This window comes from Gordonia sp. BP-119, assembly GCF_016924115.1.
Taxonomy (GTDB): Bacteria; Actinomycetota; Actinomycetes; order Mycobacteriales; family Mycobacteriaceae; genus Gordonia; species Gordonia hongkongensis.
In genome coordinates this window covers 53,105-77,749 of record NZ_JAFFZF010000012.1, presented here as the reverse complement: position 1 = coordinate 77,749, position 24,645 = coordinate 53,105, and the positions used below count along the sequence as shown (strand labels likewise).

Genomic DNA, 24,645 nt, shown 5'->3' with positions numbered 1-24,645 from the left:
TCGAAGCATGACGATCTCGCTGCCCGGCCATGCCGGTCTCGACGTGTCCGGGATGCTCGACGTCGCCTACCGGGAGGCACGGACGAGCCTCGACGAGGGCGGCATCCCGATCGGCGCGGCCCTCTTCGCGGCCGACGGCACGCTGCTCGGCGCGGGCCACAATCGGCGCGTGCAGGCCGACGATCCGTCGGCGCACGGCGAGACCGATGCATTCCGCGCCGCGGGGCGGCAACGGGATTACGGGCCGACGATCATGGTGACGACCCTGTCGCCGTGCTGGTACTGCTCCGGCCTCATCCGCCAGTTCGGCATCGGCACGGTCGTCATCGGCGAAAACACCTCGTTCTACGGCGGAGAGGACTGGTTGCGTGAGCACGGTGTCGAGGTCATCGTGCTCGACGACGAGCGGTGCGCGGAGATGATGTCGTCGTACATCGCGGCCAATCCTGCGGTGTGGAACGAGGACATCGGGGTCGCCCCGGCCGACGAGAACGTGGAGATGTCATGACCGACAGCCCGGTACTCACCGTCGACCTTCGGGAGTGGCAGGCCGGAGGTGCTGCCGCGCAACGGGTCTGCGCCGCTGTCGATGAATCCCTGCAGCAGGCCGGGTTCCTGCTCGTCACCGGGCACGGACTCGATCCCGAGTTGCCGACCTCCCTTCGCGCGGCGGCCCGTCGGTTCTTCGCTGTCCCAGCCGACGTCAAGAGCCGGTACTCCGCCGGTGTCGGCGGCCGCGGTTGGATCGGTCCCGGCAAGGAGGCCAACGGTTTCGCCGAGGGCACCGAGACCCCGCCGGACCTGAAGGAGTCGTTCACCTCCGGTGCGCAGACGCCGGTGGGCATACCCGAGATCGACGGGTACTGGTTCGCCCCCGACGTGTGGCCGGCAGAGACGCCCGAACTCCGAGAACTGTTCACGGCGTGGACGTCTCAGATGCGGCGGCTGTCCGACGACCTGCTGGCGCTGATGGCCGCCGCACTCGGCCTCGTCGGCCCGGACAATCCGTTCCGCGACCTCGCGTCGACGCCGACGTGGTCGTCCAACATCAACCACTACCCGCCGCTGCACGACGTCGGAACCCCCGAACCCGGCCAGTTCCGCATCGGACCGCACACCGACTTCGGCACCGTCACCATCCTCGACCGCGAACCCGGCGCCGGCGGATTACAGGTCTACAGCGAGCAATCGGGGTGGGCCGACGCACCGTGGAACCCCGACGCCCTGACCGTCAACATCGGGGACATCCTCGAGTACTGGTCGGCCGGGCGCTGGCCCGCGGGCCGGCACCGCGTCCTGCCACCGCAACCCGACGCACCCGCCGAAGACCTCGTCTCGCTGATCTTCTTCTACGAACTCGATCACGACGCCCTCGTCTCCCCCGTCGCCCCACCCGTGGGCCGCCGCGCCGGACTCGAACCGGTGGTGTCCGGGGACTTCATCCGACAGCGCCTCGACGCCATCACCGTCGGCTGAGACCTGGCCCTCCACTAATTCGAATGAAACGCATAACCCCCTGCTCGCTTCGCTCGCACCTCAGCCGGCGGCCGGCCGGGGGAAAATTCCATCCCCGTGAGCAGGATCGAAGGGCAATATTCCCTTCGATCCTGTTGAGCGGGACGCGAATCGCGCGTAGCGCCAGACCCCGCCTGCAAAGCGGTGCGTGCGGACCCGTCGCCGTCAGGCGCGCTCGCGCATCACGCCCACGTGGCGGACCGTCCCGGAGATGCCCGGGATCTGTTTCACCGGCGACCAGGTGCGCATCCCATCGGTGCTGTCGGAGTAGAGGTATCGGCCGTTCCGGTAGGCGTCGAGGTACATCCGCCAGGCGCCGTTCGGTAGCTGGACGACGGCGGGACCCTCGACGAGACGACCCCAGTTGCCCGGCGGCACGAACCGGTAGGGCCCGAACAGCGAGCCCGAGACCGCATGCTCGATGAACTTTCGCGTCTCGTTCTTGGTGAACGCATGATAAGTCGGCCCGACCTTGATGACCGTGGTGTCGACGTGGTCGGCGCCGATGCTCAACATCGGCACGGGCGGACTCCACATCCGCAGCCCGGGATCGAGCGCCGTCATCACGTAGGGGACGAAACCACCACCGGTTGACATCGACAGGATCACGTTGACCCGGCCACCCTCCACGAACCATTCGGGCGCCCAAGCCTTGGTCGTGAACGGCGACAACGACGGACCGTCACTCGAACCCGCCGACCCGGACGAGCCGGGCGAACCTGACCCGCTCGAGCCGAATCCCTTGCCGACACCGGTCCCCGGCAGGAACGCACAGCACAGCGGCACCGGCCAGTTGTACAGGAAGTTCCAGTTGACGCGGTCGCGGCTGCGCGCGAACCCGATGCTGGCCCCGTCGGCGGTCGTCTACGTCACGTAATACCAGCCGTCGGTGTGCCGGAAGATGCTCGCATCCCGGACATAGCCCGTCGGCGGCCGGTACGCGGACCTGCGCACCAGGGTGTACTCGAGGCCGTCGGAGGACTCGTACACGTCCATGTCGCGCGCACTCGCATTGCTGAACGCGACCATCGTGTACCGCCAACCCGAGGGCGCGGCGGCACTGCTCGCCGGCGTCGGGACGAGCAGCCCGGCCACCGCGAGCAGGACCACGATCGCCGCGGCGAGGACGGTTCGTCTGGAAGGAGTCACCGATGCAGAATCGACGACGAACGGCGCACGATGTGCAACTTTCACCCGGAAGGTCGTCGGTTCCGGCCGCACGGATCGCCAGGGCGAATCCGTGCGGCCGGTGACGATCACCGGGTTCGACGAATCGCCGTACCCCTAGCTGCCGTTGGCGTAGAGCGCCAGGAGCGGACCGATGAAGGCGAACAACATGGTGAGACCGAGTTCAGACGAGGACACTGGAGACCTTTCGACATGTGCCAACTGGAAGGCCGACGAGCTCGACTGCGCACATCGGCCAGGCAACACCATGTCATGCGACATGTCGTTTGTCAGGCGAATGATCAACAAAAACCGTTCCTGCACAGGGGATTTGATGTGCGCGAGCGGCCACTCGTCTCAGTCAGGCGTCCCAGTCGTCCGTCTGCCCGACGCCCGCAACCGGCTGTCGAGTTCGGCCATCAGGCGGGCCGCCCGCGATGCGCCGACCCCCGGTTCCGGGTACCGACACAGCACATCGATGAGCTCGGGTGGTGTCCGGTTGCACACGGCCACGATCATCTCGTTCCCCACCGTCGGGTCTCCGCCGCTGTCGAGTTCGGCGATGTATACCCGGTTCACCGCGGCCCGCAGGATGTGACCGACCTGGTGCGCTTTCGCGATCGGATGCAGATATGCCGCCGCCGCTGCGTCGCCCGCGGCTTGGGCGGCCAGTCGAGCGGTCTCCGACTGCGCGTCCTTCGCGGCCCGATGCGCTGCGAAGGCCGCCGTCCGCTGTCGCGTCGATCTGCGTGCGCCGGCGGCGATTCCCGGGCCGCCTCGATGGCCGCGCGGGGACGCGGGTCGTCGGGCCGCGTTCGCTCGAAGACCGGCAGCACTTCTTCGGCCCACTCGGTCGCACAACGCACGACGACCCGCAAGTCGTCATCGGTCAACTCGAAGTCTGCCATCGGCCGGAACGCTAGCAGTGTCCTCACACGGTCGCCGACAACCCGCCGCCATCCGGATCGCGGAGCATCGAATGGACGACGAGGCTCGTGTCGACCGGAGTCGTTGCGGTGACGACGAACCCGCGACGTTCGTAGATCATCACATTGCGATCGTCGGAGGTCTCGAGCGCGACGCACGCACCCGGAGGAGGAGTCCTGTCGTCGACCGCGGCGAGTCCGGCGCGGACCAGCGCGCTTCCCAGCCCCTTGCCCTGGCGGTCCGGGTGGACTCCGAGTGTCGCCAGGTTCCATGCGCCTGCCGGGTGCGCAGGGGTCTCGGCCCGGGCGACCGCGGCCAGCCGATCGCCGTGCAGGGCGGCCGCTTCGGCCTGAAACTGTCCATCCGGCTCCGGCACATCCGGGGGCAGCAGGGCGATCACGCCGCACCGGTCCGTGGTGACCAGCACGACACCGTGGTCGAAGGCGTATCCCAGATACATCCGTTGTAGTCGGTGCAACCGTTCCCGATAGCCGTCCTCGGGAATGGACCATCGAGTCCAGGGATAGGCGTCGAAAGCGGCGGCGAGAGTGCCGGCGGCATCGTCGAGATCCGCGATGATCGCGTGGTCGATGGAAATGTCACTGTCCTCGAGGGTTGAGTCGGATGCGGGTGGTCGGCGGGTCACATTACCGCGGAACCACATTCGGTCGACACTGATATCTCGTGGCGCGGGAAATCCGCAGTGGACAGGTCAGAGACACCTGAGAGTCCGCGTCGAGCTTGTCAGCAAATCCGCAGGATTTCCGTAGCCCTGTTCACATGAGGCGCAGGCATCGTGGTGCCGTGAACACGCCCCAGACCCCCATGCCCGACGACGACCACGACCCGATCACCGAACCCTTTGCGCCGCCGCGCGGACCGGTGCCGCCGCCCGGGCCCTGGGCGATGAACCCGCAGGCCACCCCGCCGCCATTCGTCTCACCCCCGCCGCCTCCTCCGGTCGCGCGGCAGCGGGCCGGCGTGACGAAGCCGATCATCGTCACCGCGCTCCTCGCGGGACTGCTCGGCGGCGCCGTCGGCATGGGAGGCAGTTCGCTGCTCGGGCACGACGCCGCGTCGGTACCGATCCTCAACTCGCAACCGGCCGCCGCGGCCAACGCCGCCGACGCGCAACCCGGTTCGGTGACGTATGCCGCGAGCGTGGCGTCGAAGTCGACGGCCGACATCAAGGTCCAGACCGCGAACGGCACGGCGGTGGGCAGCGGTATCGTCCTCTCCCCCGACGGTTACGTCCTGACGAACCACCACGTCGTCGCCGGGGCCGGCTCCGGCAGCACGATCGTCGTCACCACCGGCGACGGGCATCAGCACAACGCCACCGTCACCGGGAACGCCCCGTCGTACGATCTCGCGGTCATCAAGCTCGAGGGTGCGTCGGGATTGACCCCGGCGGCACTCGGTGATTCGGATGCGCTGAAGGTCGGCCAGCAGGTGGTCGCCGTCGGCAGCCCGGACAGCCTGACCAACACGGTGACGTCCGGCATCGTCAGCGCGCTGTCGCGGACGGTGACCGCCGGCGACACCAGTGGTTCGTCGCTCACCGTGTACAACGGTCTGCAGACCGACACCCCCATCAACCCCGGCAATTCCGGTGGGCCACTGGTGAATCTGCAGGGGCAGGTGATCGCGGTCAATTCGGCGGTGGACACCGGCCAGGCCGCGTCCGGTGGGCCGCAGTCCTTCGGGTTGGGTTTCGCGATCCCGATCAACACCGCCAAGCGCATCGCCAACCAACTGTTGCAGGACGGTCAGGCAACCAAACCCGTGATGGGAGTGTCGGGTTCACTGTCGGCGGGCGACCGGACCGAGGGCGCGACCGTCTCGTCGGTGCAGCGTGGCGGGCCCGCGGCAGATGCGGGTATCCGGCAGGGCGACGTCATCACCAAGGTCGGGGACACCACCGTCTCCGACTACGCCGACCTGATGGCGCAGATCCTCACCCACGAGCCGGGTGAGACCGTGCCGGTGACCATCGGTTCCGGTTCGGGTGCCCGGACGGTCCAGGTGAAGCTGGGCAGTGCCGTCGACGAGCAGGAGACGACGGTGCCGGAATCCGGCAGCGGATCGGGCGGTTCCCCGTTGCCGTTCGGCGGCAACCCCTTCGGTCAGAACCCGTGACCCGAGCTGCGCCGGATCAGCCCGGCGAGAGTCGTTGGGCGAACATGACGAGGATGTCGCTCGGCCCGCGCACGTAGGTCAGTTTGTACACGTCCTCGTAGGTGGCGACGCCGCGCACGGGATGACACCCGTGCCGTGCCGCCACCTCGAGGGCCTCGTCGATGTCGTCGACCGAGAACGCCACCCGGTGCATCCCGATGTCGTTGGGCTGCGTGGGTGGCGTCTCGATGGCCTCGGGATGGATGTACTCGAAGAGTTCGAGCCGCCCGTGACCGTCGGGGGTCTGCAGCATCGCCATCTCCACGTGGTTGCCGTCGAGCCCGACCGCCGTGTCGGCCCACTCCCCGCGGACCGTGTCCCGGCCGATGACGTCGAGACCGAGGTCGGTGAAGAAGGCGATCGCGGCGTCGAGGTCACGCACGGCGATGGCGACGTTCTCGAGTGTGATGGGCATGGAGGTCACGCTAGCAACGATGGGCGACGGCCATGAGCGTGTCGCGAGACCGTGCACGGCCGGCCGGCCGTGGATGGTCGGGCACTCGGCGCGGAGGGTTCAGCAGTAGGTATCGCTGAGGGATACCTACTGCTGAACCGTCAGTCGCGGTACTTCGTCAAGAGCTCATGCGGGAGGTGGCACGCGCTCTCCGGATACCGTGCGAGCCGATCCTGGTGCTCGTCGGCACTGCGCACATAGTTCAACAGCGGAAGCACCTCGACGGCGATGCGATCCGCGTCGGCCCGCGCACCGATGAAGGCTCGCGCATGTTCGAGGTGCTCCGGCCGGTCGGAATACACACCGGTGCGGTACTTCTCGCCGACGTCGGGCCCCTGTCGGTTCACGCTGTACGGATCGATGATCTCGAAGAGGTGCGAGACCAACTGGTCGACGCTCACGACAGCCGGATCGAACCGGGTCCGCACGCATTCGGCGTAGCCGTCGTACTCACCGTCGAGGGTATGGCTCGTGCCGTTGGCCCGGCCGGCCTCGGTGAAGGTCACACCCGGCAGCGTCGCGACGAATGCCTGCACACCCCACAGGCAACCGCCCGCGAGGTAGAGCTCCTCGTTCGGCGGCACGGACGTCATCGCTTGTCTAGACGTTGAACCGGAACTCGACGACGTCACCGTCTTTCATGACGTAGTCCTTGCCCTCCATGCGCACCTTGCCGGCGGACTTGGCCGCGGCCATCGAGCCGGCGGCGTCGAGGTCGTCGAACGAGACGATCTCGGCCTTGATGAAGCCCTTTTCGAAGTCGGTGTGGATGACACCGGCCGCCTTGGGCGCGGTGTCGCCCTGGTGGATGGTCCAGGCACGGGATTCCTTGGGGCCGGCCGTGAGGTAGGTCTGCAGGCCCAAGGTGTGAAAACCGGCGCGCGCCAACGAGGTCAGGCCCGGCTCGTCCTGCCCGATCGAGTCGAGCAGCTCCTGGGCGTCCTCCTCGTCGAGTTCGAGGAGTTCGCTCTCGACCTTGGCGTCGAGGAACACAGCGTCGGCGGGTGCGACGGCGGCGCGCAGCTCCGCCTTACGGGCGTCGTCGGTGAGCACACCCTCGTCGGAGTTGAAGACATAGAGGAACGGCTTCGCGGTCATCAGGTGCAGCTCGCGCACCGACGCCAGGTCGAACGAATCCTTCTGCGAGAACAGTGTTTTGCCGGTGTCGAGGATCTCCTGCGCCTTTTTGGCGGCAGCGAGGGTCTCGGCCAGGTCCTTGTTCTTGCGCGCGTCTTTCTCCAGACGCGGGATGGCCTTCTCGAGCGTCTGCATGTCGGCCAGGATCAGCTCAGTCTCGATGACCTCGATGTCGGCGAAGGGATCGACGCGACCGTCGACGTGGATGACGTCACCGTCGTCGAAGACCCGGACCACCTGGCAGATGGCGTCGGCTTCGCGGATGTTGGCGAGGAACTGGTTGCCCATGCCCTCACCTTCCGACGCACCCTTCACGATGCCGGCGATGTCGACGAAGGACACGGTGGCGGGCAGGATCCGCTCGCTGCCGAAGATCTCTGCGAGGCGGCCCAGGCGGCTGTCCGGCAGTTCGACCACGCCGACGTTCGGCTCGATCGTCGCGAACGGGTAGTTCGCCGCGAGGACGTCGTTACGGGTCAGGGCATTGAACAGGGTCGACTTACCGACGTTGGGCAGACCGACGATTCCCAGGGTGAGACTCACGGGCGCCCAGTCTATCGGCAGGCAGCGCGACGCCCGGCGGGGCGTCGGTCCGAGGAGTCAGTCCCGGTCGAGCAACCCCTTCACCGGGTTCGGGGGATCCTTCGGCGGGTCATCGTTCGGAACACCGACCTGGGTCGTGACCGGTGTGTTCGCGGGTGGCAACGACTCGCCGGCCCGCTCGGCGATCTGCTCGTTCAGGTAGCGGAGCACCACGGCGAGCGAGGCCACGGCGGGAACCGCGAGGAACGCGCCGGTGATGCCGAACAACGTGCCGCCCAAGGTCACCGACAGCAGCACGATCACCGCGTGCAGATCCATCGACTTCGACTGCAACCACGGCTGGAGCACGTTCCCCTCGAGTTGCTGCACCGCGAGGATGATGCCCAGCACGATCAGGGCCGTGGTCAGACCGTTGGACACGAGTGCGATCAACACCGCGAGCGCGCCGGCGACGAAGGCACCCACGATCGGGATGAATCCGCCGAGGAAGGTGATGACCACCAGCACAGACGCCAACGGGACGCCCAGGATGAACAGACCGAGACCGATCAGCGCGGCGTCGACGAAACTCACGATCGCCTGTGTGCGGATGAAGCCGCCGAGGCTGTTCCACATGCGGGTCAGCACCTCACCGAGGTGGTTGCCCGAGGGCTTGCCGACGGTGCGGTCGAGCCACGGCACGAACTTCGGACCGTCCTTGAGGAAGAAGAACACGAGCACGAGCGAGGTGAACATCGTGATCAGCAGCGACGTCGCCGTTCCGACGCCGCTGAACACACCGGCCGCGATGGTCGACGCGCTCGACTGCAGTCGGTCGGTGATGGTGCTGACCATGTTGTCGAGCTGCTGGTCGTCGACGTTCAGCGGCGGACCCTGCACCCAGTCCTGCAGACGCTCCACACCATCGGTCGCACGGCTCGCCAGTTCGGGCGCCTGGTCGACGACCGACGGGACGATCAGCCCGATCACACCGGCGAACACACCCAGTCCGATGAGCATCATCAGGAACGACGCCGCGGCGGCCGGCACGCCCTTGTTGCGCATCCACCGCACCGGCGGCCACAGGATCGTGCACGCGATGATGGCCAGGAGGACCGGCAACAGGATCACCCAGAACTTGCCGAGCAACCAGAACAGCACCCACAGCGCGGCGGCCACCAACACGATCTGCGCGCCGACCGTCGCGCACGACCGCAGGCCGGTCATCATCACCTGGAGCCGGGTCGGATACGTCTTCTCACCGCCGCCGAGCACCGCATCGCCGCCGAGGACGGCGTCGGCACCGACCTTGGTGGTGTCTGGTCTTGCGTCGGCGGACGAGTCGTCCGCGCGCTGATCGTCCGAGCTGTCGGTCACCCGAGGATCCTCACACATCGGCATGACAATGCGACATCGACGCGGCGACGGTCGTACGAACATGTGGTCCGTCCGACGACATGATCAGCGGCGGCGGAATTTCCGTCCGAGGTAGCGAACCAGCGAGTTGATGGCCTCGAGTTCAGCGTCGACCTGGTTGAAGACGACCGGGGTGTCGTCGCGCCCGGCTGGCCCGGCGTCCGATCGCGGCGGGGGCTCGGCCGACGACGGAGCGCATCCGGCGGCCGGGGCGACCCGCTCGGTCCGCGCCGTGATGCCGAGCTCGGTTTCCTCGGCGCAGGCACGCCTGATCGTCTCCGGGCCGTAGAGGCCCATCATCATCTCCAGCCCCCACGCGGGGAGTCCGGACAGGGACTGGTCGTCGTGCCGACTTCTGCGGCGGCCATCGAACCGGGTGGTCATGGCGCCATGCTGCCACAGACATGTAACCCAGATCACACTTTTCGTCCGCTCAGTGGGATGCCGTCGCGATGTCCGATTCCCGCCAGACCGGGACGTCGACGGATGACACAGTGGACGGGTGAGCACAGGCACCGCAACAGAACCCGACACCGGGGGTTTCGCGCCGGACTTCGACCGGTGTTATCGCGCAGTGCAGGCCCGCGACGCCCGCGTCGACGGTCAGTTCTTCGTGACGGTCCGCACCACCGGCATCTACTGCCGTCCGTCGTGTCCGGCACAGACCCCCCGGCCCGCCAACGTGGCGTTCGTCCTCACCGCGGCGGCCGCCCAGCAGCAGGGTTTCCGTGCTTGCCGACGCTGCGCACCCGACGCCGTTCCGGGGTCCCCGCTGTGGAACATCAACGCCGACATGGCGGCTCGCGCGATGCGGCTCATCGCCGACGGCGTCGTCGAGCGCGAAGGGGTCGACGGACTCGCGGCGCGTCTGAGGTATTCACCCCGGCACCTCACCCGCGTGCTGACCCGGCATCTCGGAGCCGGGCCGCTCGCGCTCGCCCGAGCAATTCGCGCCACCAACGCCCGCGTGCTCATCCAGTGCACGACGATGCCGATGACCGACGTCGCGTTCGCCGCCGGATTCGCCAGCGTGCGCCAGTTCAACGACACCGTCCGCGCCGTTTTCGGACTCACCCCCACCGAGCTTCGACGCCTGCACAGCCGCAGGAAGGATGCGATCGGCACCGATTCCGCCCCGGGAAGCGTCACCCTGCGCCTGCCGTTCCGCGCGCCCTATCGCTGGCCATGGATGCGCTGGTTCCTGGACGCGCACGCCGTGGCCGGGGTCGAATCCGTCGTCGACGCCCCGGACAGTCCGCACGGCTGGCGTTACCGCCGGGTCCTCGCCCTACCCCACCGAACGGCGTCGGCGGAGGTGGAGCCGCAGGACGACCACGCCGTCGTCGCCCTTCACGGACTGGACATGCGTGACGTGGGGGTCGCGGTCAACCGGATCCGGCGTCTGCTCGACCTCGACGCCGACATCACCGCGGCCGAGGACGCACTGGCCGCCGACGCCACGATGCAGCGGCTGCTGCGCCAGGCGCCGGGCCTCCGTGCGCCCGGCAGCCTCGACCCGGCCGAGACGATCATCCGGACCATGCTCGGTCAGCAGGTGAGTCTCGCCGCCGCGCGCAACCAGGTGAACCGGCTCGTCGAGGCCCTCGGCGAACCGGTCGGCGACGCCTTCGCCACCCCGTCCGAGACGGCGACGACAGTCGACGGTCCGGCGTCGAAGTCCTTCCCGACGCCGGGTGTCATCGCCGCCCGTGGACACGAGGTCCTCCGCGGCCCGCGGCGGCGGATCGATGCCGTGATCGACGTCGCGGCGGCACTCGCCGAAGGTCGGGTGGAACCGCATGTGGGGGTCGATGCGTCTGATCTTCGTGCCCAGCTTCTCGAGTTGCCCGGCATCGGCCCCTGGACCGCCGACATCGTCACGATGCGAGTCACCGGCGATCCCGACGTCCTGCTCACGAACGACCTCGTGGTCGTCCGGGCTGCCGCCGACCTCGGGATCGATCTGCGGGACACGCGGCACTGGGCGCCGTGGCGCTCGTACGCGACCATGCACCTGTGGCGACACCGACTCGACGCCGCCGGACAGGCCGTGTGACGAGCGGTGAGCAGACTCCGATGACCGGCATCTCGTAGCGATCCCTTCTCCGATCACATCCCAGCGATCCGCAAGGAGCGACAATGTCCGCACCGGCCACCACCCCCGCCACCTCCGGGCCCGACACCCCTGAACCGGGGAGTGCCCAATCCATCGGCCACACAACGACAGTCGGCGGCTACGCCACCGTCACCACTCCCAACGGGGCGTTCACCGTCGTCGCCGATCCCGACCACCGGGTCCTGGCGTCGGGGTGGACCGACGATCCCGCCTACCTGACGGCGCTCGTCCACCGCGCGCTACGACCGGAATCGATCCAGCCGTCCGCCGCGCTCGGCACCATCACCGACGCCGTGTCGGCGTACTACGACGGCGATCTCGCCGCGCCGTCGCGGATTCCGGTCGTCCAACGTTCCGGCGGGACCTTCCTCGGTCCGGCCTGGGACGCCCTGCGCCTGGTCGAGGCCGGGAACCCCGTCACCTACACCCGCTTCGCCGAACTGGCCGGTCAGCCGGCGGCGGTCCGGGCCGCGGCAGCCGCCTGCGCGCGCAACGCGGCTGCCCTGTTCGTGCCCTGCCACCGGGTGAAGCGCAGCGACGGAAGCCTCGGCGGTTTCCGCTACGGCCTGCCCACCAAGCAGTGGCTGCTCGACTTCGAGGCCGGCGCGCGGAGCGGCCCGGACGAGCGGAGCGGTTCCGACGACCGATAGTGCCCGTCGCCCGCGGTCCGGCCGAACTTGTCGGGGGTGTCCGACACCATCGACGACATGACTGCTGCCGCCCTCTCGTTCGTCGTCGGCCTCGCCCTGGGGATCGCCCTGGGCTGGTGGGCGCACGCCGCTCGCAGTGCCGCGACCGTGGCGGCGGCTCGCGCCGAGGTGGAGATGCTGCGCGCCGCCCGCGACGACGTCGCGTCCTCGTTGTCGTGGGCCACCGAGGACGCGGCACGCCGGCAGTCGTCGGCGATCGGCAGTTCGGTTGCGCACATCGTCGAGCCGTTGCGCGCCAACCTCGCCCAGCTCGCCGACGAACTGCGCCGGGTCGAGAACAACCGGATCGGCGCGTACGCCGGACTGACCGAGCAGGTGCGCGGGATCCACTCGGCGTCGATCGCGCTCAACGACCAGACCCGCCAGCTCGCCAACGCGTTGCACAGCCCCCACGCCCGCGGCCGATGGGGTGAGGTCCAGCTCGAGCGCGTGGTCGAGCTCGCCGGCATGACCAAGCACTGCGACTTCAGCACCCAGGTGTCGGTCACCGACCCCTCCGATCCGAACGGTTCGGGAAACGGCCGGGGTGCCACGACGCTGCGGCCGGACCTCGTCGTCCACCTCGCCGGCGGCCGCGACATCGTCGTGGACGCCAAGGTGCCCCTCGACGCCTACCTGCGGGCGGCCGAGGCCACCGACACGTCCGTTCGCGACAAACTCATCCGCGAACATGCTCGCGCCCTGCGCGCGCACATCGCACGACTGTCTGCGAAGTCCTACTGGTCCGCCTTCGACAACACACCGGAGATGGTGGTGCTGTTCGTGCCCGGCGACGTCGTCCTGGAAGCCGCCGCCCGCACCGACCCCGATCTCCTCGAGTTCGGCTTCGCACGCAACGTCGTCATCGCCACCCCGACCACCCTCATCGCATTGCTACGGACCGTCGCACTGGGATGGCGTCACGATGCGATGGCTCGCGACGCCGCGGTCATCCATGATCTCGGTCTGCAGCTCCATCAGCGGCTCACCGGGGTGCTCACTCACCTCGGCACCCTCGGCACGTCGCTGCAGCGCACGGTCGACGCCTACAACTCGACGATCGGTTCGGTGGACAGTCGCCTCGGCGTCACCGCACGCCGGCTGGCCGAGCTCGACGCGCTGGGCGATGTCCCGGACGCCCCACGACCACCGGTGATCCACGACACCTGCCGCCCGGCGGGGCCGACCGCCCGGCCTGGGACGGCGCCGGAGGCGGCATCGACGCCCCGGTCCGGGGGTGAAACGATTTCTGTCGAGGACCCGGTACCGTGACCATGTGCCTTCCCCGCAACGTCTCCAAACCGCGGTACCACTGGACCAGCAGTCGGTACTGCCCGCGGTCCGCGGTGTGCCGTGGTGGGGCGCCGTTCTCCTGGCCACCGGGATCACGGGCCTCGGTGCGGCCATCGACGCCGGCAGCAACGATTCGCTGGGGTCGATCTACAAGTTCTGCTACCTCGTCGGATGTGTGATCGCCGCGCTGGCGGTGCGTCGTCGTGCCCTGTTCACCGCCGCCGCGCAGCCCCCGCTCATCGCCTTCTTCGTCAGCATCGTCACGCTGTACGGCCTCAATTCCGAGCAGGCGTCGTCGGGGCTGAAGAGCCTCGTCTTCAATGTCCTGCTCCCCATCGCGGCGGACTTCCCCTGGATGTTGACGACGTTCCTCGTGACCCTGGGGATCGTGCTCGCCCGATGGTTCCTGACCCGCGAGGCCGCCGAGCCGGCGAAACGCCGGGCCCCGAGTCGCGACAAGGCGGGCCGGACGCCCCCGAGCAGGTCCGCGGCCGGGAGCGGCGACGCCGACCGGCCCTCGGGCCGCGCGGCAACGCATCGTCGCGCCAAGGGAGCCGGTTCGTCCGGAACCGCCACCGAGCCCCCGTCGGCGTCTCCCGAGAAGAACCGATCGGCAGCGCAGTCCTCCTCGACCAAGGCCGCGCCGGGATCGCGGGCGAAACCGCGTTCGACCGGCGCTCCGGACCGGCCGTCCGCGACGTCCCGCTCGGCGACGAAGGGTTCTCGTACCGCAACGGGCGCACGGCGACCGACGGTCGCCGACCTCGCGGCCCCCGACCTCACGCCGTCGGACGCCACGCCCGCGCCGCGACGCCCGGACATCCCGACGTACGAGTCGGCAACCGACATCCCCCCGGCCGGAGTCGCCGACACGCGGTCCTGAGCCTCAGCTCGCGACGTTGCGTTCCAGCCAACGCCCCAGCCGACGCGCTGCGGCGTCCACGAGCGCGGGCCACTCCATCGCACCCTCGTCCGCGTTGTCGGTGACCGCCTTGATCAGGCGGCAGGGCACGCCGAACTCAGCACTCACGTGGGCGACCGCGCATCCCTCCATGTCGACGAGGTGGGCATGCTGGGCGAGTTCGCGCCGACGAACCGGATCCGCGACGAAGGTGTCCCCGGACGCCAACACCGTTCCGTCGCCGCCGGGTAGCTCCCAGCGGTCGGTCATCTCGTAACCCATCGCCCGTAGTTCGGTGCTGCTGATGTCGTGCTCGAGCACGGCCGACGGGAGGAACAGACCCAACTCGGCGTCGCCGCTCACACCGTCGCGCAGGGCCCCCGCGGTACCGATGTTGATGACCTCGGAGACCGGCGCCCCGCCGGCGAGTTCCCGGCTCAGCGCCATCGTCGCGCGCACCTTGCCGATGCCCGTCACGAGCACCCGCATCCCGGGCGGCACATGTCTGGCCTCGGCCCGCGTCGCCGAGACGACGAGGACACCGGGTCGGGGCAGCGCGTTGTGAGTCACGCCGACGATTATGGCGTGTGTCAGCCGCGGGCGAGCGCGGCGGACGCCCGCGCCGCGCGGCCCAGCGACGAGCCGTATCCGGGTCCGTGGCCGGCCGCGTGCACGGCGAGCGGATGCAGTTGGTGGACGTCGACGCGCTCCTGCCAGCCGGGGACGAGCGGGTGCGCGTCTCGATAGCCGTCGAGGACCGCATCGAGGTGCGGGCACCCGAACAATGCGAGCATCGCCAGATCGGTCTCCCGATGACCGCCGTGCGCAGCCGGGTCGATCATCACCACGCCCCGCGGAGTCCACATCACATTCCCGTTCCAGAGGTCGCCGTGGATGCGTGCCGGCCCCTCGTCGTCGTCGAACACGCCGTCCGCGATCAGGGCACATGCGTCGCGGACCGCGTCCTCGTCCTCGGTCGTGAGGTTCCCGGCCGCGCGTGCCGGGGCCAGATACGGTTCCACCCGTTCCCGGACATAGAACTCACCCCACGACCGGTATTCGACCGAGCTCAACTCTCGGCGACCGATGAACAGCTGACCGGAGAACGGTGTTCCGTCCGCGTCAGCAGGCGGGGAACCGAACTGCGGGGCGCCCCCGTCGTGCATCCGAGCGAGCGCGACCCCGAACTCCCGTGCCGCTCCGGGCGATGGCCGACCGCGTTCGAGACGTTCGAGTTCGATGGCGTCTTCGCTCACCGAGATCACCTGTACGACAGGCGCTCCCGACGCCGACAGCCAGCGCAACCCGGCGGCTTCGGCCGCGAAGAAGTCAGGATGACCGCCCCGCGGGCCGCTCTGGCGCAGCGTCTTGGTGAAGGCGGGACTCACCGGGAGGAATGCTCGTCGGTCGCCGTCGCCTCGAGACTCTTCGCACTCACTCGCGCGAGCCGGTCGAAACGATCGTTGGCGACTCGCATCGCGATCTCATACGGCAGTGCGAACTTTCGCGCCCACCAGTACCCGAACCGGATGTCGAACGAGGTGTAGACCATGAAGCGGTTCTTGCGAATCCCGGTCAGGATCGCCGCCGCCGCCACGTCGGGCGACACCGCGACCTTGTGAAATCCGTTGATGGCGGCCTTGACCCGCGGGTTCTCGCGGTCGATGCCGACGATCTCCACGGAGTCGACCAGTGGCGTGTCCACCCCGCCGGGGCATACCAGGGACACCCCGATCCCGTGACGCCGCAGATCGAATCGAAGAACCTCCGACACGCCCCGCAGCCCGAACTTGCTGGCGCTGTATGCGGCGTGCCAGGGCAGCGCCAGCAGTCCGGCGGCCGAGGAGACGTTCACGATGTGTCCACCGCGCCCCCGTCGGATCATCTGCGGCACAAAGCTTTCGATGATGTGGATCGGCCCCATCAGGTTGACGTCGACCAGCTTCCGCCAGTGCCGGTGTTCGAGATCCTCCACCGTTCCCCACGCCGAGATCCCGGCGATGTTCATCACCACGTCCATGACGCCGACCTCGGCGTCCACCTGGCGGGCGAACCCGGCCACCCAGTCGAAGTCCGAGACGTCCCCGGCCACGTGGTAGAGGACCGTTCCGTCGGCCGCGGTGATGGCCGCGACGACCTCGTCGAGCTGATCCGCGTGCAGGTCGGTGAGCACCAGTTCGGCGCCCCGGGCGGCGGCGGCCTGGGCGGTGGCCCTGCCGATTCCGCTCGCCGCGCCGGTGATGAGGACCTTGCGGCCACGCAGCGACGGCACCGGGGTGTCCATGAACAGCAGCTCTTTGAGACCCATGACGCGAGGTTAGCCGTCCGCCGCGGCGGACCTCAGCCAATCGACGGATCGCCCACGCCGGATCGGGCCGCGCGCCGGCGACGTCAGCCGATCGGCAGTTTCCCGTCGAAGAGCGCGTAGACGATGGTCAGCATCGCCTTGAGCACTTGTGCGGACACGTCCTGGCCCTGGGTCATCAGCAGCCGCGCCACGGCTTCGGGGTCCTCGGTGGCGAGGAGCTGCTCGACGAAGGGGATGACCGAGGACAGTCCGCTGGCGTCGTCCGTCGGCACCGACGGCGCCGGGCCCGCTCCGGTCGCGGCGTTCCCGTTGACGTAGTTCAGGATTCCGTCGGTGATCGCCATGGCGTACTTGACCTGACCGTCCCGGCCGGCAAGCGCCTTGGCCTCACCGGGGTTGGCGAGGTTGCCCATCTCGATGAACACCGCCGGGACCTTGGTCAGGTTCACCGCGGCGATGTCGGGACGGGTCTGGATCCCGTCGCGGACGCCGGCGTAGTTCGCCGAGGGGAACCCGGCCTTGACGAAGGCGTCGCGCATCGTGGTCGAGGCCTTGCGTCCCTCGCCGGACTGCACGCGGTCGACGGTGGCATCCGGGACCGGCAGCGACGGCACGATCATGTGGAAGCCCTTCTTGGACTCGTCGGCTCCCCGCGCCGTCGAGTCGGCATGCAGGCTGACCGCGACCGCGGCTCCGGAGCGACTGGCCGCGGCGGCGCGTTCGTCCACACAACCGCCCCACCCGGTGTCGTCCGGCCTGCTCAGGACCACACGAGCCCCCTGGCTCTCGAGGCCGGCCTTCACGAGTTGCCCGATCTGCCAGTTGACCGTGTGCTCCTTGGCGCCGTTCACACCGGACGCACCGCTGGTCTGGCAGTCCTTCTTGCCACCGCGCCCGTCCGGCACCTGTGCCCTGAGGTCGTGACCGGCGGCCGAGGCCTGGTGACCGGGGTCGAGGAAGATCGTCTTCCCCGCCAGTGCCGTCCCGCGGGCGGGGGCCGCTTCGGCGGGTGCCGCGACCACGTTCGAGGCGACCGCCATCGACGTGGCGGCCACCATGGCGAAGCCGATCGTGGCAAGGCGTTGGGCTGTCGTCTTTCGGAACATTGCGCTGTCGAGGCCGCGACGCGCCGAGGCGCTGGTCACTTGCCTCACTCCCTCCCGTTGAGTACCACTGGTCACACTGGTCACAGACATAACAGTGAAACAAACGAATGCGGGATTCCGAAATGGTCGTCCTGGGAGAACGGCATTTCGTTAGGGAGCTGTGACCTCTCCGATCGGCGTGTCGAGCGTGTCGCGGGTCAGTCCGTCAGGTGCCGCAGGATTCCGAGGATGCCGTTCTCGTCCGCAGCGTCCTCCGGTCGGGCGACGGCGGCCTCCAGCTCGGCGCGCACGGCCGCCTCGTCGAGACCGCGCCCGATCGCGACGAGTTCGGTGGCCGGACGCCGCCCTTCCCAGGATTCGCGCATCACGCGCACGAAGCCGCCGACTCCGTGCACGACGAACCGCTGCCGATGCCTCGGTACGTCGAAATGGACGATTCCCTTGATCCGGAAACACCCATTGGGCGGACGTTCGAGAAATCGCGCCAGGCGCCGCGGATCCATCGGCCGGTCACTGGAGAACGACACCGACTCGTATTCAGCGTGCAGATGCTCGTGGTCAGCGTGACCCGCGTCGTCGAGCAGCAACTCGTCGAAAGCCATCTGGCCGGACCGAGCCTGCGCGACGTCGCGCTGAACGACATCGAACAGGAGCGCCGGATCGATCGCGGCATTCCGGGTCGCCACCCGCGGTGCGGTCGCATTGAGTTGTGCGACAAGCTCTTCGACGACGCGCCGGGACTCATCCGGGATCAGGTCGACCTTGTTGACGAGCACGAGGTCGGCGATCGCGACGTGCGAGTCCAGCTCCGGATGCGTACCGCGCACCTCCTCGACGTGCGCGGCGTCGACCACATAGACCAGTCCGCCGTAGCGGAGTCGGGCGTCCGCCACCGACGTCACCATCCGGATGAGCGCTTTGGGTTCGGCGATCCCGCTCGCCTCGATCACGATGGCGTCGATCCCAGCGCTCGGACGAACCAGCGAGGTGAGCGCGTTCGCGAGGCCGTCGGCGTCGACGGTGCAGCACATGCACCCGTTCCCGAGGCTCACCGTGCCGTCCGCCTGCGCCGAGACGAGCAGCGCGTCGATGTTCACCTTGCCGAAGTCGTTGACCAGCACGCCCAGACGGGTGCCGGTGCGCCCGGCAGACCGCAACAGATGATTGAGCAGTGTCGTCTTTCCCGAACCCAGATACCCGGCCACCACGACGACCGGAACCGGACCGCGGCGATCGGGGGTCTTCGCAGCGCTCATCACCGGCGGCCGGGTTCCAGACAGTCCGCACAGATCACGGCGAGGTCGCGGCCGTCCCGATCGGGGTGATTGGCGACATTGCTCGTCGGACGACGGCATTCGACGCAGCGGCCGAGCACCTCCGCGTGGTCGGAGAACTCCACGCCCATGCGGTCGTCGAAGACGTAGAGCGAACCCTGCCAGAGCCCGTCGTCGCCGTACCGCTCGCCGTAACGCACGATGCCACCGTCGAGCTGGTAGACCTCGGCGAACCCGCGGTTCCGCATCACCGTGCTGAGGACCTCGCAGCGCACGCCGCCCGTGCAGTACGTGACGATCGGCCGGTCCTTGAGGTGATCGAACGCGCCGCTCTCGATCAACGGCACGAAGTCCCGGGTGGTGCGCGCCTTGGTCGTGACCGCGCCGGCGAATCGCCCGACCTCGGCCTCGATCTCGTTGCGCCCGTCGAAGAAGACCACGTCGTCGCCGCGGGCGTCCACGAGCTCGTGCACCTGCTCCGGACTCAGCCGGGTTCCGGTGCCGACGACCCCGTTCTCGTCGACCTCGATCTCGTCCGGAACCCCGAAGGTCACGATCTCGGGCCGGACGCGCACGCTCAACCGCGGGAAGTCCCGGCCCGTGCCGTCGGACCATTTGATGTCCGCCCCCGCGAACCCGGGGTACGCGCGGGTCGTCCTGACGTAGCGTTTGACCGCGGCGATGTCGCCACCGACGGTGCTGTTGATCCCGTGGCGTGACACGATGATCCTGCCCCGGACCCCGAGCGACTCGCACACCGCCAGCTGCCACAACCGGATGGCCTCGGGATCGGGCAGCGGAACGAAGACGTAGAACAGGACGATCTTGGGGGTCGGCACAGTGCAAGGGTACGGAAATCGGCGACCCCGCCCCGAATCCACATCACGGTCCCGCGACCGCCGATTCCTGCGCGTGATCTGCGCAACCGCGGCAATCGGGACTCTGACCGTTTCGGTCGCACTCGCCGGATGCTCCCTGCCGTCGGACTCCGGCCCGTCCCGAATCGTCATTCCGCCCACCGACGAGTTGTCGACGGTGACCGAAATCGAGTCCTCGTCGACGACATCGACCACCGGCGAGGACTCGGCGCGGAATCTGCCCGACTGGACAATCGGGCGAGTCGTCGCAGTGGCACCACGCGTCGACAACTCGCGTTTCCACCAGGGCTCGGTGACGGAGGATTCGCCGCTGCAGGACTCGTCCGGTTTCCATTTCTCGACGCCGGATCGGGCGGTGAATTGCTCGACCGGTACCAACGGTTCGTCGGCCCTCGCCTGTCGGATCGATGAGGATGCGGACGACGATTCCTCGGCGGAACGTCCGTCGTCCGCGTCGGGCGCCTGCGACTGGGCTCGGGATTACGCCGTCCTGGGACCGGATGGACCGCAGCGCGGTGCGTGCGCCAATCGATATCCCGTTCTGTATCGCAGTTCGATTGTCGACTTCGGTCGCACTATTTCGATATCGCGATTTTCTTGTCTCGTTGAGACCGTCGGTATGTTCTGTCTCGAATCGCGTTCTCAATCAGGATTCGCAATCACCCCGAACGGTTACCAAACCATCTATGCAGCGGATCGGGCACCCGAAGCGTTGGTGAGCGTGTCACCGGAGGAATCGGACGAATCGTCCCGGCGGACGACCGGGGCAGTGCCCACGAGCTAGCGCACACCTACTTCGAACCGGACCGCCACTGCGCGTAACCCGCCGTCGACACCAGCGTGGATCCGACTGGTTAACAAACGGCCGTGTCTCGACTTCCCTAACGCTATTCAATGATTTATGGTCTAGGCGGGGGTTCTCAGCAAGTACTCATGGTTTGGGTCTAAGCTGTGCACAGTTGGAATAGATCAAAACGGGGGGACGCAGGTTTTCAGGCCTTGCACGTCCGTCTTGGTCGGATGACACAATTCGAGGGGACAAGCAATTCATGGCGAAAAAGGAAATCGTTCAGGTCATCGACGATCTCGACGGTAAGGTGCTGGATCAGTACGAAACCGTCCGGTGGTCACTCGATGGAAAGAACTACGAGTTCGACACTTCGTCGAAGCACGCGCAGCAATTCCGCGATTCGCTGTCGAAGTACCTCGACATCTCCCGCCAGACCGGTCGCGTGACCAAGCGCACCGCAACGGCGTCGACTGCGACCGGGGGCGGACGCAACAAGGAGACCACCAAGGCGATTCGCGAGTGGGCCATCCGCGAAGGTTACGAACTGAGTGATCGCGGTCGCATCCCGCAGAGCATCATCGAGGCCTTCGAAGCCGCACACTGATCGGTCAGACCTGACCGTCATCACACATGAGACCTGTTGCCCGGCCGCCTTTCGCGTGCCGGGCAACAGGCGTTGAAAGGGCTGTTCGCCGATGAGGCCCCTGACCCCGCTGTCGGCTCCGGTGGACCCGATTCGCGCACTCGAGCGCATCTCGTGGCTGCTCGAGCGTCGCCGGGAGAGCACGTACCGCGTGGAGGCCTTCCGCCGCGCCGGGCAGGCGGCCGCCGGACTCGACCCGTCCGAGCTACACGCACGGGCTGTCGCCGGCACTCTCACCGCGATCAAGGGAATCGGCAAGACCACCGCGGCGGTCATCGCCGAGGCCGCCGACGGTGAGCTACCGGGGTACCTCGCACGTTTGCAGGGCGAAGATCCACCCCTCGCCCCCGACGGCGCCGAGGGCCTCGTGGAGGCCGTTGTCGGCGACCTGCACGCCCACACCGACTGGAGCGACGGCGGGGCGCCCATCGACGAGATGGCCGCGGCTGCGGAGGCCTCCGGCCACGACTGGCTCGCGATCACCGACCACTCGCCGCGCCTCACGGTCGCGAACGGACTGAGCCCGGAACGGCTCGCCGCCCAGATCGAGGCGATCGACAACTGGAACACCGGTCACAGCAGCAACTTTCGTCTCTTCCGTGGAATCGAGATCGACATCCTCGACGACGGCACGCTCGATCAGACCGACGAGATGATCGCCCGACTCGACGTCGTGACCGCATCCGTGCACTCAAATCTGCGCATGGCGCACGACGCCATGACCGACCGGCTCATCGCCGCGGTCTCCGATCCACGGGTGCACGTCCTCGGCCACTGCACAGGCCGGCGAGTGCTGAGCGGCCGGGGCCACCGCCCACCCTCGACCTTCGACGCCGAGGCCGTGTTCGCCGCCTGCGCGGCCCACGACACCATCGTGGAGATCAACTCCCGTCCGGAGCGGGTCGACCCGCCCGACGAACTGATCGAGATCGCCGACGACGCGGGCTGCCTGTTCGCGATCGACTCCGACGCCCACGCACCCGGGCAACTCGACTTCAAGATCCTCGGCGCGCGGCGGGCCGTCGACCACGGCATCGACCCCGACCGGATCGTCACGACATGGTCGTCGGACCGGTTGTCGGAGTGGCTCGCCCGCTGACCTGTCCCGCTGGGCCCGAGCGGCCCAGAACGTGCTGTCAGCTCAGGGCGTCGACGCGGTCTCGGATCACCGGCAGCACGCCTTCGGCGAACCAGTGCGCTTCCTCGATGTGCGGATAGCCCGACAGGATGAAGTGGGAGAAGCCCTCGGATTCGTACTCGCCGATCAGCGCCGCGACCTCGTCGTAGCTGCCGACGAGCGCGGTGCCGGCTCCCCCACGGATGAGCCCGACCCCCGCCCACAAGCCGGGATGGATCTCGAGCGCATCGCGACGTCCGCCGTGGAGTTCGGCCATCCGGCGCTGACCGGTCGAGTCCGAGACCGAGTGCAGGGCGAACGCGGTCTCGATCTCTTCGTCGGAGATCCCCTGCAGCAGTGTGTCGGCGACCCGCCACGCCTCCTCGGAGGTCTCGCGGGCGATGACATGCAGCCGCACACCGTATTCGAGCGACCGGCCGACCGTCTCGGCGCGTCGCGCCACCTCCGCGATCTTCTCTCCGGCCACCGCCGGCGGCTCGCCCCACGTGAGGTAGACCTGGGCACGCGAGGCCGCAACGGTCAGTGCCGGGTCCGACGACCCGCCGAAGTAGATCCGCGGTGGATCGGTCGGCGGATCCGCGAGGAACGCCCCGGCGATCCGGTAGAACTCTCCGTCGAAGTCGACGGTCTCACCGGACCAGAGCCGGTCGACGATCTGCACGAACTCGTCGGTGCGCGCGTAACGGCGGTCGTGGTCGACCCAGTCACCGAACCGGCGTTGCTCGACCTCGTCACCGCCGGTCACGATGTTGACCGCGATCCGTCCACCCGAGAATCGCTGGAGCGTCGCCGCCTGCTGTGCGGCCAGGGTCGGCGAGATCAGCCCGGGGCGGAATGCGACGAGGAAGGTCAACTGCTCGGTGTGGGTGATCGCGGCGGCCGTGGTCAGCCACGCGTCCTCGCACCAGGTTCCGGTCGGGGTCAGGACACTCTCGTAGCCGAGCCGATCGGCGGTGCGTGCGACATCGATCAGGTACGGCAGGTCTGGCGCACGGTAACCCGGAGGGTGCCGTTTCGTCGCCGATGCATGTGAGGCTCCGACAATCCCGCGGCTGTCACCGGCGGTCGGCAGAAACCAATGGAAATGGCTCATGGGCGTGGTCCCTTTCTCGCACCTCTAGGACTGGGGCGTGCCGAACAGCGGTGCCAGGGCCTCGTCGTAGCGGTTGTCGACGAACGTCGCGAAGTCGACCTGCCCCTGGAGTTGCCCGGAGTCGGCGAAGGCGTCGGCGAGCTCCTGCTCCGACGCCACGACGCTGTCGTCGAGTGCGATCGCGGGTCGGAGGCTGCGGCCCTGGGCGATCGCGCCGGCCCGCGGGTCGATCCCGACCTCGGCGGAGTACTGCTCGGCCCACTCTTCCGGGTTGGCCTTGGCCCAGTTGGCGGCCCGCGCGATCCCGAGCGCCAGTTCCCGTACTGCGGTGTTGCGACGCGGGTCGGCAAGCGCCTCGTCGCCCGCGATCCCGAAACCGTAACCGTTCGATACGCCTTCGGCCGTGACGAGCGTCTTCGGGTTGTTCTCGAGCTGGACGATCGCGGTGTACGGGTCCCAGATCGCCCATGCGTCGACGTTCCCGGAGGTGAACGCCGACAACGCATCCGCGGGCTGCAGGAAGACCGGCTCGACGTCCTTGCCGGGCCCCAGGGTCAGATTCACCTTGTTCAGTTGCAGCAGCAGATGTCCGTGGGCCGAGCTGCCCTTCGCCACGGCGACCTTCTTGCCCCTGAGGTCGGCGACCGAGGCCAGTGACGACGTTCCCGGGATCAGGATCGCGTCGCCGCTGGCGTTGTTCGCGTACCCGGTGACGATCTTGACCTTCGCGTTCGCCGCGGCGCCGAAGATGGGCGGCGTGTTCCCGGTGACCGCGAAGTCGATCTTGCCTGCGGTGGCGGCCTCGATCTGCGGCGGGCCGGAGGTGAAGGTGGAGAATTCGATGGTGAACGGGAGCTTCTCGAGTTCGCCCGAGGCGCGCAGTAGGGCTTCGGTGCCGCCCTTCTGGTCTCCGACTCGGAGGGTCAGGTCCTGCAGTGAGGCGACGTCGACCGTCTCGTTCGCGATCGATTCGGCGGTGTCCTCCCGCTGCACACAGCCCGCGAGGCCCAGGGTCAGGGCGGCGGTGGCCAGCACGGCGGCGAGCACGCGGCGCCGTCGGGGCCGGGATGCGCGCACGGAAAGATGGTGGTGTGTCATCG

23 protein-coding genes and 2 pseudogenes are annotated in these 24,645 nt (G+C 68.3%); 9 read left to right on the top strand and 16 right to left on the bottom strand.

From position 1 onward, the window contains the following. The first annotated feature begins 7 nt into the window (after positions 1-7). Together JW364_RS09690 and JW364_RS09685 are read left to right on the top strand one after the other, a co-directional pair. The gene (locus JW364_RS09690) at positions 8-508 is read left to right on the top strand and encodes a nucleoside deaminase (protein WP_058252482.1); all 501 of its coding nucleotides are present in this window, start codon (positions 8-10) and stop codon (positions 506-508) included. Next, positions 505-1,476, top strand: coding sequence for an isopenicillin N synthase family oxygenase (locus JW364_RS09685; RefSeq protein WP_068970053.1), 972 nt, complete (start codon positions 505-507; stop codon positions 1,474-1,476). The genes JW364_RS09690 and JW364_RS09685 overlap by 4 nt, the downstream gene beginning before the upstream one ends. 204 nt (positions 1,477-1,680) lie before the next feature. Here the strand turns inward: JW364_RS09685 and JW364_RS09680 are convergent. The 3 genes and pseudogenes from JW364_RS09680 to JW364_RS09670 form a co-directional block, all read right to left on the bottom strand. Then, positions 1,681-2,664, bottom strand: a pseudogene (locus JW364_RS09680) (arabinofuranosidase). A gap of 375 nt (positions 2,665-3,039) precedes the next feature. Beyond that, positions 3,040-3,590: pseudogene (locus tag JW364_RS09675) on the bottom strand (putative immunity protein). A gap of 23 nt (positions 3,591-3,613) precedes the next feature. Next, a complete protein-coding gene (locus JW364_RS09670) occupies positions 3,614-4,255 on the bottom strand; it encodes a GNAT family N-acetyltransferase (RefSeq protein WP_249356560.1) in 642 nt (213 codons plus the stop codon). A gap of 134 nt (positions 4,256-4,389) precedes the next feature. Here JW364_RS09670 and JW364_RS09665 point away from each other — a divergent pair, with 134 nt between their 5' ends. Then, on the top strand, positions 4,390-5,748 hold the full coding sequence (locus tag JW364_RS09665; protein WP_065631061.1) for a S1C family serine protease: 1,359 nt from the start codon (positions 4,390-4,392) through the stop codon (positions 5,746-5,748). Between the two features lie 16 nt (positions 5,749-5,764). Here the strand turns inward: JW364_RS09665 and JW364_RS09660 are convergent, their stop codons facing one another. The 5 genes from JW364_RS09660 to JW364_RS09640 all read right to left on the bottom strand — a co-directional run bounded on the left by JW364_RS09660 (position 5,765) and on the right by JW364_RS09640 (position 9,700). Then, positions 5,765-6,202 carry a VOC family protein gene (locus tag JW364_RS09660; protein ID WP_137810919.1) on the bottom strand — a complete coding sequence of 146 codons (438 nt, stop codon included), beginning with the start codon at positions 6,200-6,202 and terminating at the stop codon, positions 5,765-5,767. A gap of 140 nt (positions 6,203-6,342) precedes the next feature. Then, a complete protein-coding gene (locus JW364_RS09655) occupies positions 6,343-6,834 on the bottom strand; it encodes a peptide-methionine (S)-S-oxide reductase (protein ID WP_137810920.1) in 492 nt (163 codons plus the stop codon). Positions 6,835-6,841: 7 nt separating this feature from the next. Next, positions 6,842-7,921 carry a redox-regulated ATPase YchF gene (gene ychF, locus JW364_RS09650; protein ID WP_137810921.1) on the bottom strand — a complete coding sequence of 360 codons (1,080 nt, stop codon included), beginning with the start codon at positions 7,919-7,921 and terminating at the stop codon, positions 6,842-6,844. 57 nt (positions 7,922-7,978) lie between these two features. After that, complete coding sequence (locus JW364_RS09645) at positions 7,979-9,277, bottom strand: AI-2E family transporter (protein ID WP_065631088.1); 1,299 nt, start codon at positions 9,275-9,277, stop codon at positions 7,979-7,981. A gap of 84 nt (positions 9,278-9,361) precedes the next feature. Further along, positions 9,362-9,700: a hypothetical protein gene (locus JW364_RS09640; RefSeq protein WP_226513736.1), complete on the bottom strand. Its 339-nt coding sequence runs from the start codon at positions 9,698-9,700 to the stop codon at positions 9,362-9,364. Positions 9,701-9,818: 118 nt separating this feature from the next. Here JW364_RS09640 and JW364_RS09635 point away from each other — a divergent pair, with 118 nt between their 5' ends. From JW364_RS09635 to JW364_RS09620, 4 genes are all read left to right on the top strand, one after another. Continuing rightward, positions 9,819-11,372 carry a DNA-3-methyladenine glycosylase 2 family protein gene (locus JW364_RS09635; RefSeq protein WP_205333531.1) on the top strand — a complete coding sequence of 518 codons (1,554 nt, stop codon included), beginning with the start codon at positions 9,819-9,821 and terminating at the stop codon, positions 11,370-11,372. Between the two features lie 83 nt (positions 11,373-11,455). Then, positions 11,456-12,082, top strand: coding sequence for a methylated-DNA--[protein]-cysteine S-methyltransferase (locus JW364_RS09630; protein ID WP_065631066.1), 627 nt, complete (start codon positions 11,456-11,458; stop codon positions 12,080-12,082). Positions 12,083-12,139: 57 nt separating this feature from the next. Further along, entirely contained in the window at positions 12,140-13,393 is a 1,254-nt protein-coding gene (locus JW364_RS09625) for a DNA recombination protein RmuC (protein WP_065631090.1), read from the top strand. A gap of 4 nt (positions 13,394-13,397) precedes the next feature. Then, a complete protein-coding gene (locus tag JW364_RS09620; RefSeq protein ID WP_137810923.1) occupies positions 13,398-14,297 on the top strand; it encodes a DUF6542 domain-containing protein in 900 nt (299 codons plus the stop codon). Positions 14,298-14,300: 3 nt separating this feature from the next. On the opposite strand, the gene JW364_RS09615 is transcribed toward JW364_RS09620, so the two are convergent. The 6 genes from JW364_RS09615 to JW364_RS09590 form a co-directional block, all read right to left on the bottom strand. Then, the gene (locus JW364_RS09615) at positions 14,301-14,885 is read right to left on the bottom strand and encodes a nucleosidase (RefSeq protein WP_137810924.1); all 585 of its coding nucleotides are present in this window, start codon (positions 14,883-14,885) and stop codon (positions 14,301-14,303) included. 20 nt (positions 14,886-14,905) lie between these two features. Then, entirely contained in the window at positions 14,906-15,703 is a 798-nt protein-coding gene (locus JW364_RS09610) for a fructosamine kinase family protein (protein ID WP_137810925.1), read from the bottom strand. Next, on the bottom strand, positions 15,700-16,623 hold the full coding sequence (locus JW364_RS09605; protein WP_137810926.1) for an SDR family oxidoreductase: 924 nt from the start codon (positions 16,621-16,623) through the stop codon (positions 15,700-15,702). Before JW364_RS09605 ends, JW364_RS09610 begins: the two co-directional genes overlap by 4 nt. 83 nt (positions 16,624-16,706) lie before the next feature. Beyond that, positions 16,707-17,729 (bottom strand): N-acetylmuramoyl-L-alanine amidase, encoded by a 1,023-nt coding sequence (locus JW364_RS09600; RefSeq protein ID WP_137810933.1) that lies wholly within the window; start codon positions 17,727-17,729, stop codon positions 16,707-16,709. A 197-nt stretch (positions 17,730-17,926) separates the two neighbouring features. Continuing rightward, positions 17,927-18,985 carry a GTP-binding protein gene (locus tag JW364_RS09595; protein WP_065631072.1) on the bottom strand — a complete coding sequence of 353 codons (1,059 nt, stop codon included), beginning with the start codon at positions 18,983-18,985 and terminating at the stop codon, positions 17,927-17,929. Continuing rightward, positions 18,985-19,842, bottom strand: a complete 858-nt coding sequence (locus tag JW364_RS09590) for a rhodanese-related sulfurtransferase (protein ID WP_065631073.1) — start codon at positions 19,840-19,842, stop codon at positions 18,985-18,987. Before JW364_RS09590 ends, JW364_RS09595 begins: the two co-directional genes overlap by 1 nt. Before the next feature lie 1,088 nt (positions 19,843-20,930). Here JW364_RS09590 and JW364_RS09585 point away from each other — a divergent pair. After that, positions 20,931-21,275, top strand: a complete 345-nt coding sequence (locus tag JW364_RS09585) for an Lsr2 family protein (protein ID WP_058252466.1) — start codon at positions 20,931-20,933, stop codon at positions 21,273-21,275. A 91-nt stretch (positions 21,276-21,366) separates the two neighbouring features. Continuing rightward, positions 21,367-22,413, top strand: a complete 1,047-nt coding sequence (locus JW364_RS09580; protein ID WP_137810927.1) for a PHP domain-containing protein — start codon at positions 21,367-21,369, stop codon at positions 22,411-22,413. 37 nt (positions 22,414-22,450) lie between these two features. Here the strand turns inward: JW364_RS09580 and JW364_RS09575 are convergent, their stop codons facing one another. Together JW364_RS09575 and JW364_RS09570 are read right to left on the bottom strand one after the other, a co-directional pair. Beyond that, the gene (locus JW364_RS09575; protein WP_137810928.1) at positions 22,451-23,545 is read right to left on the bottom strand and encodes an LLM class flavin-dependent oxidoreductase; all 1,095 of its coding nucleotides are present in this window, start codon (positions 23,543-23,545) and stop codon (positions 22,451-22,453) included. Positions 23,546-23,569: 24 nt separating this feature from the next. Continuing rightward, a complete protein-coding gene (locus tag JW364_RS09570) occupies positions 23,570-24,643 on the bottom strand; it encodes an ABC transporter substrate-binding protein (protein WP_137810929.1) in 1,074 nt (357 codons plus the stop codon). Positions 24,644-24,645 lie beyond the last annotated feature (2 nt).